Below are 7,795 nucleotides of genomic sequence, written 5' to 3'. Positions count from 1 at the left end.
TCAGGCCGCAGCCCACGGCCCACGCCGGGCGGGAGCCGGTGGCCCTGTCAGGCCCGTTCACCTCTCTCACGTACGGCGCCCACGGGCTGCTGGAGCCACAGGAAGTCCCCGAGCCCGCCCCGGGCCGTCAGCTCCGCCGCCTCGCCCGCCGCCGCGAGCGCCCGCACGTACGCCGCCGGATCGCTCGACGCCAGTGCCAACGGCGGGCGGTCCCCGCTCACCCCGAGCCGCCGCAGCGCCTCCCGCTGGGTCACCAGCTCCCCGCCGGCCGCAGAGGCGACCTCCCCGCCGATTGCCGAGGCGGCCTTCCCGCCGACCGTCGCGCCGGCCGACGAGACCGTCGCGCCGGCCGACGAGACCGTCGCCCCGACCGTCGAGGCGGCCGCCTCCGCGACCGCGTCCATCGCCACGTGGGCGGTCAGGTCGCACGACCCGTCCGGCACCGGTGGCACCTCCCGCCCCGCCCGGAACCCGGTCAGCGTGCCGAAGGGCGGCCGGGTCCCCCGTACATGCGCGTAGTCCACCGCCACCGCCAGACCGGCGCCCATCGCCGCCACCGCGCCCGCCCAGGCCTCGTCACGCCACCGTCCGATCTCCGCCCGCTCGCCCGGCTCCCGCAGCGGCCACCACCGGTCCAGCCACTCCGCGTCCGCGCCCGTGACCACCTCGCCGAGCCGTTCCGCCCCGTCCCGCGCCCGGACCTCGACGTACCGGACGGCCCCCGCCTCGTCCATCTGCGCGATGTCCACCGGCACGTTGTCCAGCCACTCGTTCGCGAAGAGCAGCCCACGCACCCCCTGCGGCACCCGGTCCGTCCACACGATGCGCGGGTCGAGCCCGGCGGGGCGCGCCGCGCGCTCCACGCCGTACGGCTGTACGGACAGCCCGGCGGGCACAGCGGCCAGGACCCCCGTCAACAGCTCGCCACGGCCCGCCCCCACATCGACCAGCGCGATCTCGTCCGTCCGCAGCTCCGCCGCCACCTCCGTCAACAGCCGCGAGACGGCCGCCGCGAAGAGAGGGGAGGCGTGCACCGACGTACGGAAGTGCCCGGCCGGGCCCTCGGGGCTCAGATAGAAGCCGCCCTGCCCGTACAACGCCCGCTCGGCGGCCTCACGCCACCGCTGCCACCCTTGGCGTTCCTGCCATTGACACGTCTCATCCGTCACGTGCCCCAGTCTCCACCTTGCGGAGTACGGGCTTCCCGCGCAGGATCGGCCCCACGGTTGACCCCTGCACCTATCCGCCTTCCCTACGCTTGGTGACGTGCAGCGCCTCTACGACTTCCTCCGCAGACACCCGACGGGCGTCGACACCTCCTGGGCCGTCGTCCTCTTCGGGTTCTCGCTGCTGTGGGTGGGTACGACCCACCCGCCGGTCGGCAACCCCGTCGCGTACGGGGTGGTCGCGGCGCTGTTCTCCCTCGTCGTCGCGCTGCGCCGCCGTGCGCCCCAGATGATGCTGCTGCTCGCGGTCGCGCTGGGCCTGGCCCAGCTCGCCTTCGGGCTGATGCCGTTCTTCGCGGACTTCGCCATCCTGGTGATCATCTACACCGTCGCCGCGCACGACGGGACGCGCTGGGCCTCCCGCCTCGCGCTCGTCGGCGGTCTGAGCGCCGCCCCCCTTTCCATGCTGAGATGGCCCTCCGACGCCCCGGGCTCGGCCCTCGCGCACGTCTTCTTCACGGTGATCATGACCGTGCCCTTCGCCCTGGCCTGGGTGCTCGGCGACTCCCTGCGGACCCGGCGCGCGTACTTCGCCCAGCTCGAGGAGCGCGCCTCCCGCCTGGAGCAGGAGCGCGAGGCGCAGGCCAAGGTCGCCGTCGCCGCCGAGCGCGCCCGGATCGCCCGCGAACTGCACGACGTCGTCGCCCACAACGTCTCCGTGATGGTGGTCCAGGCCGACGGCGCCGCCTACGTCCTCGACTCCTCGCCCGAGACGGCCAAGCAGGCCCTGGAGACCATCTCGTCCACCGGCCGCCAGGCGCTCGCCGAGATGCGCCGGCTCCTCGGCATCCTGCGCACCGGCGAGCACCAGGAGGCGGGGGAGTACGTTCCGCAGCCCGACGTCCAGCAGATCGAGGACCTCGTCGAGCAGGTCCGGAACGCCGGTCTGACCGTCGACTTCCGGGTCGAGGGAACGCCGAGGCCGCTGCCGAGCGGCGTCGAGCTCACCGCGTACCGGATCGTCCAGGAAGCCCTCACCAACTCCCGCAAGCACGGCGGCCCGGAGGTCGGCGCCAGCGTCCGCCTGGTCTACTTCGACGACGGCCTCGGCCTGCTCGTCGAGGACGACGGCCGGGGCGCGACCCAGGAGATGTACGAGGACGGGGGCGCCGACGGCCGGGGCCACGGCCTGATCGGCATGCGCGAGCGGGTCGGCATGGTCGGCGGCACCCTGGACGCGGGGCCGCGTCCCGGGGGCGGCTTCCGCATCAGCGCCCTGCTCCCCCTGAAGCCCGCCCACTGACGATCCGAAGGAACCACATGTCCATCCGCGTGATGCTCGTCGACGACCAGGTGCTGCTGCGCACCGGCTTCCGCATGGTGCTCGCCGCCCAGCCGGACATGGAGGTCGTCGCGGAGGCGGGCGACGGCGTGGAGGCGCTGGAGGTGCTGCGTTCCACGGCCGTGGACGTGGTGCTGATGGACGTACGGATGCCCAAGCTCGACGGGGTCGAGGCGACCCGGCGGATCTGCTCGGAGCCCGACGCCCCGAAGGTGCTGATCCTGACCACCTTCGACCTCGACGAGTACGCCTTCTCGGGGCTGAAGGCGGGCGCCAGCGGCTTCATGTTGAAGGACGTGCCGCCGGGCGAACTGCTCGGCGCGATCCGCTCCGTGCACAGCGGGGACGCGGTCGTGGCTCCGTCGACCACGCGCCGGCTGCTCGACCGCTTCTCGCCGATGCTGCCGTCCTCGGGGAAGGACCCGCGGGCCGCCGACAGCGGGCTCGACCGGCTCACCGAACGGGAGCGCGAGGTGATGCTCCTGGTCGCCCAGGGCCTGTCGAACGGGGAGATCGCGGCCCGGCTGGTGCTGTCGGAGGCCACCGTGAAGACGCATGTGGGCCGCATCCTGACCAAGCTGGACCTGCGTGACCGGGTGCAGGTGGTGGTGCTCGCGTACGAGACGGGCCTGGTGCGGGCGGGCGGCGGCGCGTACTGACCGGACACGCGCCTCGGGAGACCGCTCAAACGCGGCCTCCCGGGAAACGGCCTCCCGAAGACGGCCTCCCGGAGACGGCCTTCCGGAGACGAGCTAGCGGAGCACGCTCTCCAGGAAGTCGCTGCCGAGGCGGGCCACGACCGAGACGTCGAGCTGGTGCAGGACGTACCTGCCGCGCCGCTGGGTGCTGACAAGCCCCGCCTTCTTCAGGACGGCGAGGTGCCGGGAGACCTCCGGCGCCGTGATGCCGTACGCGTCGGCCAGCTCGCTCGTCGTGTACGAACCGCGGGCGAGGTTACGGCACATCCGCATCCGCATCGGGTGGGCGACGGCCTCCAGGCGGAGCTTGACGGTCTCCACGGGGGCGGTGCCGGCGAGCTCGCGTCCGGAGACGGGGTACTGGATCACCGGCTGCCACCCGGGCGCGTGCAGGGCGAAGAGGTGCGGCCGGCCGAACGCGGTCGGCAGGAACGTCAGTCCGGCCCCCTGGGCGGTGGTGCGGCCCTGGACCAGCTTGTCGACGACGATCCGGGAACCGTGCTCGTCCTCCTCCAGACTCATGGCCGGTGAGGCGGCGACGACGGCCTCGGCCAGGCCCTTGCGGCGCAGCAGATCCGTCTTGTGGCGGGCGTCGGCGGCGAGCTGGACCCGGACGCGCTGCCAGGTGTCGGAGAAGAACGCCGCGTCGCAGTCCTCCAGGAGCCGCCGGATCCACGCGCGCGTGCCGGTCGGATCGGCGAGCGTCCGCTCCACGAAGGCGGCCTGGCGGGGACCGCGGGCGGCCGCCAGGTCGAGGGCGCGCCGCCGCCTCCGGGTGTCGACGAGGGGCGAGGGAGCTCCGCGCGTGTAGTGACTGGCGCAGGAGATCTCCAGAGCCGAGCTCACGTACCGCTCGTCGTCCATGAGGTCGAGGTCGTCCAGCTCCTCGGCGAGCGTCTCGCGGGGCCGGGCGGGCAGCAGGATGTCGGAGCGGGTGGACCGCCACATGAAGTCGGCCTCGTGGAGCCGGTCGGCGAGCTCGGGCGCGAGCGCGGCGGCGGTCGTGGTGACCCACGCGTGGAGGCCGGGTGGTGGGCGGGCTCGGAGAGCGCGTGCAGCGCGGCGCCGAGCTCGGCCAGCGGCGAGGGGCAGAAGACGATCCGCTCGTGCGGCAGTCCGGTGATGTCGATGGTCACGCTCACCCCCCTATGGTGCGGGCCGGGGCGGGGGCGGTGTCGCGTCGGTTGACGCGGCCCGTCAATCGACGCGCCTGTACGGCGCTGCGCGGGGGGCCGTTTGACGGGGCGCGTCAATCCGCGCGACCGGCGGTTCCGCCCGGCGCATCGTGAGGGTCTGAACGCGATGCACCAGTACCTCTTCGACACCTACCGGGCCGCGCAGCACGGGGAGCCGATGCCGCCGGTGCCCGGCACCCACGATGTCGCGGTCCTTCGCGCGGCCCGCGACCACCACCGCTTCCGCCGCGTCCTCGGCGGCCGCCTCGCCCGCGGCCGCCTCGCCACCGCCCTCGCCCGCGGGCGCCATCCCGGGCCCCGCTGACCCCGCCGGCCGGGGTCCCGCTGACCCGCCGGGCCCCCCCTCGCACCCCAGCAGGGAGTCGCTCACCCAGCCGGCAGGGAGTCGCTCACCCCAGCCGGGACAGGAAGGCCCCTACCGCCTCGCTGACGTCCTGCGCCGTCCAGGAGAGCCCTGGCTCCGTCACCGTCACCTCCGTCACCGCCACTCCCGGCGGCCCGCCCGCGCCCGGGCCGGACCAGCGGCGGAAGAGGACCGTGCCCGTCTCCTCCGTCAGGGCCAGCGACGCCGCCGTCAGCACGTCCGGTTCGTACGGGAGCCAGACCTGGAACTGGTGCGTGTGCGGGGGCTCCGGACGGATCCGGAACCAGGGGACGCCCGCCTCCTCGAACCCCGCCCGCAGCCCCTCGGCGACCACGCGCGCGTGCGCCACGTACGAGGGCAGGCGCGGCAGCTCGTGGGCGAGGCCCCGCAGCGCCGACACCGCCGCCGGGTACTGCTGGAAGACCAGCCCCCCGTACCGGTGCCGCCACACCCTCGCCTCCTCCATCACGTCCTGCGGACCCGCCAGCGCGGCCCCCGAAAGCCCGCCCAGGGACTTGTAGAAGGAGACGTACACACTGTCCGCGAGCCCCGCGATCTCCGGGAGCGCCCGCCCGAAGTGGGGGGCGCACTCCCACAGTCGCGCGCCGTCGATGTGCACCACCGCGTCACGTTCGCGCGCCGCCTCCACCACCTCGACCAGCGCCTCCCAGGACGGCAGCACGAACCCCGCGTCCCGCAGCGGCAGCTCCAGCATCAGCGTCCCGAACGGCTCCGGATGGTCCCGTACCTCCTCGGCCGTCGGCAGCCGCGGCTCGTCCGTCGGACGGACCGTGCGCAGTCCGCTCACCACCCCCAGCGCGCCGCCCTCGTGGATCTCCGGGTGCGCCAGGGGATGCAGCGCGACCACCGCGCTGCCGGTCCGCCCCGACCAGCAGCGCAGCGCCACCTGCTGGGCCATCGTCCCGGTCGGGAAGAACACCGCGGCCGGCAGGCCGAGCTCGTCCGCGACCCGCCACTCCACCTCCTCCACCAGGCCGTCGCCGTACGCGTCGAGCGGGCCTCCGTCGTCGTCCGTCCGGTCCGCCCAGGCGGCCAGCTCGCGCAGGCGCTGCCCGACCGTCCCGTCGATCGGGGTGTGCCACAGCTTCCGCTCCGCGCCGCCCCACACCCTCGCCCGGTGCCGCCGGGCCGCCTCGTCGTCCATGGGCTGATCATCACACCGCCGCCCATGCCCTGTGGACAGCCACGAGGACGCGCGAAACGCTGGCGTAGCATGACCAGAAATCGTCCGGTACCCCCCGCGGACTGGAACGGAAGGCCGTTGCCGCGTGAACCAACCAGCAGAACCCCGAGCGGAAGACCGACCCGCGCGACTCGCCGTCGGAGTCGTCGGAGCGGGCCGGGTGGGTCCCGCCCTCGCAGCCGCCCTCCAGCTCGCGGGACACCGTCCCGTGGCCGTCTCCGCGGTGTCCGACGCCTCCGTACGCCGCGCCGCGGCCCTGCTCCCCGACGTGCCGATCGTGCCCCCCGGCCAGGTCCTCGCCCTCTCCGACCTCGTCCTGCTGACCGTCCCCGACGACGCCCTGTCGGGTCTGGTGGAAGGTCTCGCCGAGACCGGGGCCGTACGGCCGGGCCAGCTGCTGGTGCACACCTCCGGGCGGTACGGCGTGAAGGTCCTGGACCCCGCACTGCGCGCCGGCGCGCTGCCGCTCGCCCTGCACCCGGCCATGACGTTCACCGGAACCTCCGTCGACGTCCAGCGCCTGGCCGGCTGCTCCTTCGGGGTCACCGCGCCCGAAGAGCTGCGGCTGGCCGCCGAGGCCCTGGTCATCGAGATGGGCGGCGAGCCGGAGTGGATCGAGGAGGCGAACCGCCCGCTGTACCACGCGGCCCTCGCCCTCGGCGCGAACCACCTGGTCACCCTGGTGGCCCAGTCCATGGACGTGCTCCGTACGGCCGGGGTCGCCGCCCCCGACCGGATGCTCGGGCCCCTCCTGGGCGCCGCCCTGGACAACGCCCTGCGCTCCGGCGACGCGGCCCTCACCGGCCCCGTCGCACGCGGCGACGCCGGCACGGTCGCCGCGCACGTCGCCGAACTGCGCAAGCACGCGCCCGGCACCGTCGCCGGCTATCTGGCGATGGCCCGCACGACCGCCGACCGGGCGCTCGCGCACGGCCTGCTCAAGCCCGAGCTGGCCGAGGATCTGCTGGGCGTGCTCGCCGACACCTCGGCGGGTGCCGCCGACGCCGACGGGCCGCAAGGAGACGACCGATGAACCTGTTCGCCCGTGACCGCGCCGCCGGCGTCACCAAGCGCCACCAGCCGGCCGAGCTCCTCCCCACGGTCGAGGACCTCGACGACGCGGTCGCCCACTGGGGCGCGCCGGGCCGCACGGCCGTGGTCATGACCATGGGCGCACTCCACGAGGGCCACGCCACCTTGATCCGTGCCGCGCGCGAGCGCGTCGGCCACGAGGGGTTCGTCGTCGTCACCGTCTTCGTCAACCCGCTCCAGTTCGGCGCGGGGGAGGACCTCGACCGTTATCCGCGCACGCTCGACGCCGACCTGGAACTGGCCTTCGACGCGGGCGCGAGCGCCGTCTTCGCCCCGACCGTCGACGAGGTCTACCCCGGCGGAGAGCCGCAGGTCCGCATCGCGGCAGGACCCATGGGCGAGCGCCTCGAAGGCGCCTCCCGGCCGGGGCACTTCGACGGCATGCTCACCGTCGTCGCCAAGCTGCTCCACCTCACCCGCCCCGACGTCGCCTTCTTCGGCCAGAAGGACGCCCAGCAGCTGGCCCTGATCCGCCGGATGGCCCGCGACCTGAACTTCCCGGTCGAGATCGTCGGCGTCCCCACCGTCCGCGAGCCCGACGGCCTCGCCCTGTCGAGCCGCAACCGGTACCTCTCCGGCCGCGAGCGCCGCACCGCCCTCGCCCTCTGCCGCGCGCTGTTCGCCGCCGGTGACCGGCTCGCCGCCCAGCAGGCGCTGCGCGCGCGTGCCGCCTCGCTGCCCGCATCGGAGACCCGGGCCGAGGCGCTCTCCCGGCTCGGCGAGGCCCGCGCCG

Annotated in this window: 7 protein-coding genes and 1 pseudogene; 5 read left to right on the top strand and 3 right to left on the bottom strand. The window is 74.5% G+C overall.

The annotated features are described in order from the left end of the window. Window positions 1-47: 47 nt before the first annotated feature. Window positions 48-1,169, bottom strand: a complete 1,122-nt coding sequence (locus J7E93_RS36160; RefSeq protein WP_215074278.1) for an SAM-dependent methyltransferase — start codon at window positions 1,167-1,169, stop codon at window positions 48-50. A gap of 97 nt (window positions 1,170-1,266) precedes the next feature. Here J7E93_RS36160 and J7E93_RS36155 point away from each other — a divergent pair, with 97 nt between their 5' ends. Together J7E93_RS36155 and J7E93_RS36150 are read left to right on the top strand one after the other, a co-directional pair. Next, window positions 1,267-2,469, top strand: a complete 1,203-nt coding sequence (locus J7E93_RS36155; protein ID WP_215074277.1) for a sensor histidine kinase — start codon at window positions 1,267-1,269, stop codon at window positions 2,467-2,469. A gap of 17 nt (window positions 2,470-2,486) precedes the next feature. Further along, the gene (locus J7E93_RS36150) at window positions 2,487-3,167 is read left to right on the top strand and encodes a response regulator transcription factor (protein ID WP_215074276.1); all 681 of its coding nucleotides are present in this window, start codon (window positions 2,487-2,489) and stop codon (window positions 3,165-3,167) included. 93 nt (window positions 3,168-3,260) lie between these two features. Here the strand turns inward: J7E93_RS36150 and J7E93_RS36145 are convergent. Next, window positions 3,261-4,348: pseudogene (locus J7E93_RS36145) on the bottom strand (DUF5937 family protein). A gap of 160 nt (window positions 4,349-4,508) precedes the next feature. Here J7E93_RS36145 and J7E93_RS36140 point away from each other — a divergent pair. Beyond that, window positions 4,509-4,706 (top strand): hypothetical protein, encoded by a 198-nt coding sequence (locus J7E93_RS36140; RefSeq protein ID WP_374105481.1) that lies wholly within the window; start codon window positions 4,509-4,511, stop codon window positions 4,704-4,706. A gap of 85 nt (window positions 4,707-4,791) precedes the next feature. On the opposite strand, the gene J7E93_RS36135 is transcribed toward J7E93_RS36140, so the two are convergent. Next, window positions 4,792-5,931: a low specificity L-threonine aldolase gene (locus tag J7E93_RS36135; RefSeq protein WP_215074275.1), complete on the bottom strand. Its 1,140-nt coding sequence runs from the start codon at window positions 5,929-5,931 to the stop codon at window positions 4,792-4,794. Window positions 5,932-6,055: 124 nt separating this feature from the next. On the opposite strand from J7E93_RS36135, the gene J7E93_RS36130 reads away from it, so the two are divergent. Next, the gene (locus J7E93_RS36130) at window positions 6,056-7,003 is read left to right on the top strand and encodes a Rossmann-like and DUF2520 domain-containing protein (protein ID WP_215074274.1); all 948 of its coding nucleotides are present in this window, start codon (window positions 6,056-6,058) and stop codon (window positions 7,001-7,003) included. After that, window positions 7,000-7,795, top strand: a 796-nt coding sequence (gene panC, locus J7E93_RS36125) for a pantoate--beta-alanine ligase (protein ID WP_215074273.1), incomplete at its 3' end; no start/stop codon positions are given. The genes J7E93_RS36130 and panC, both read left to right, overlap by 4 nt.

The sequence above is a fragment of the Streptomyces sp. ISL-36 genome (genome assembly GCF_018614205.1).
Taxonomy (GTDB): domain Bacteria; phylum Actinomycetota; class Actinomycetes; order Streptomycetales; family Streptomycetaceae; genus Streptomyces.
The sequence above is the reverse complement of the archived record's forward strand: the minus strand, read 5'-3'. Positions and strand labels throughout refer to the sequence as shown.